This window comes from Nocardia tenerifensis NBRC 101015 (assembly GCF_000308715.1).
Lineage (GTDB): Bacteria > Actinomycetota > Actinomycetes > Mycobacteriales > Mycobacteriaceae > Nocardia > Nocardia tenerifensis.
Window position 1 is genome coordinate 1 of the sequence record NZ_BAGH01000255.1, and the last position, 496, is coordinate 496.

The window sequence follows — 496 nt, forward strand, 5'->3', positions numbered from 1 at the left end:
CCTCGCCGCCCGCGACGATCACCTCGAGCAGATGCTCCATGATCGGCGGCTGGTCCGGGGTGTAGCCGCTGCCCGGCTGGTAGAGGATGCGCAACGCGGTGGCGATGAGCGTCTCCTCGTAGTCGCGCACCCGCGCGCCGCGGACCAGCTCGACCAGGCCCGCGATGAGGGTCACCTGGCGCGCGCGCATATCTTGCAGCACCTGGATCTGCAACGCCGGATGATCGTCCAGGCGCGGCACCACCGCGCCGAGCACGCCCGCGGCGAGCGGATTGAGTTTGCCGTGGCCGTAGCCGAGATCGATCACCTGGCCGCCGACCAGCTCGACCATCTTGCGGTAGTCGGGCTTGACGTCGGCCAGGATGAGCGGCGTGATGCCCTCGCGCGATGCCGCCGAGCACGATCCGGCGCACCAGCGAGGACTTGCCGAAACCGTTAGAGCCCCAACGACGAAAAGGACTCGGCGCGGTGATGAAGCTGCCGCGCATGAACCAGT

At 68.5% G+C, this 496-nt stretch carries 1 pseudogene; it reads right to left on the bottom strand.

Annotated features, from left to right (window positions below):
* Nucleotides 1–331 (bottom strand): annotated as a pseudogene (locus tag ON39_RS19990) (hypothetical protein); the annotation flags it as partial.
* Between the last annotated feature and the right edge of the window lie 165 nt (nucleotides 332–496).